This window comes from Actinosynnema sp. NPDC023658, from assembly GCF_040639995.1.
Lineage (GTDB): Bacteria > Actinomycetota > Actinomycetes > Mycobacteriales > Pseudonocardiaceae > Actinosynnema.
The window spans coordinates 1-1267 of sequence record NZ_JBFAAX010001349.1; the positions used below are offsets into that span (position 1 = coordinate 1).

General features: G+C 74.1%; 2 protein-coding genes. One reads left to right on the forward strand and one right to left on the reverse strand.

Features of this window, described 5'->3' with window-relative positions; all coding sequences use genetic code 11:
- Positions 1-224: 224 nt before the first annotated feature.
- Positions 225-659: a VOC family protein gene (locus AB0G02_RS40875; protein ID WP_360806129.1), complete on the forward strand. Its 435-nt coding sequence runs from the start codon at positions 225-227 to the stop codon at positions 657-659.
- A 28-nt stretch (positions 660-687) separates the two neighbouring features.
- Here AB0G02_RS40875 and AB0G02_RS40880 read toward each other — a convergent pair.
- On the reverse strand, positions 688-1267 hold a 580-nt coding region (locus AB0G02_RS40880), incomplete at its 5' end, for a hypothetical protein (RefSeq protein WP_360806132.1).

Consider the following 1267-nt stretch of genomic DNA (forward strand, 5'->3'; position numbering starts at 1 on the left):
CGGGCGGTGCTGTGGACCCAGCTCCTGGCCGACCGCAGGGCTCCCGGCGAACTGGGTGCCGCCGCGCCCGACCTGGCCGACCGCTTGGCCGCGATCGCCGCCGAACTGGACCGGGCCGTCCGGGTTCCGCCCGCTCCTGAGGTCCCTCCTGCCGGGTGACGCCTCGACCGCGCGGGATCACATCCGGCATCCGGGTGAAGATCGTGCGCCACTATGGTGAAGCGATGGCATCGGTGAGGCAGGTCCAAGTCACGTTCGACTGCGCGGAACCCGAGCGCGTCGCCCGTTTCTGGTGCGAGGTGCTGGGGTACGTCGTGCCGTCTCCGCCGGACGGTTTCGCCACCTGGGACGAGTACGACCGCTCGCTGCCGCCCGGACGCCGGGGTGCGTGGTTCGCGTGCACCGATCCCTCGGGTGTGGGCCCGCGCCTGTACTTCCAGCGCGTCCCCGAGGGCAAGGTGGTCAAGAACCGGGTGCACCTCGACGTGCGGTTCGGCACCGGGCTCGTGGGCGAGGAGCGCGTCGCCGCGCTCGAAGCCGAGTGCGCCCGACTGGTCGCGCTCGGCGCGACGCGCGTGCGGCTCCTGCCCGCCAACAGCGAGGACGAGTCCTGCCTCGTGATGCAGGACGTCGAGGGCAACGAGTTCTGCCTCGACTGAGGGCCGTGACCGGGTCCGCCCCGGCCGGTCACCTGCCGGGGCAGACCGCGACGGGCTGGATCACCGATGCCTCGGAGAGGGCGAGCACGACCTCCCCCGCCTCGGTCTTGAGCACGAGCGTCCCCCGGTCCACCCGGACGACCGGGCCGCACGCGGTGCCGGCCGACGACGTGGTGACCTGGAGGACCGGCGGTTTCGCGGGCGGGCCGTACCACGTCAGGCCGACCGCGGCGACCAGCAGGAGGACGCACACCAGCGTCGCCCCGATCCCGCGCCGCAACGCCCTGGCGGCGGCCTGCGCCTCCTTGTGGTCGTCGACGAGCCGCGAGGCGACGTCCGCCATGGGCACGACGACGGGGCTGCCGTTGGCCGACCGCACCAGGGACAGCGCGCCCATTGCGCCGACCACGAGCGACGCCAGCAGCAACCCGCCGACCGCGATCGCCCACGGCCTCGCCAGCTGCCCCACGTCCGTGCGGCCCTTGACCAACCCGAACCCGATCAGCGCGACCAGCAGCCCGGCCAGCGCGTTGCGCCACGCCGTCGCCGCGGCCCGGACCCGGACCAGCTCGGTGCGCAGGAGCCGGTGCCGCTCCTGCGCGAGCAGC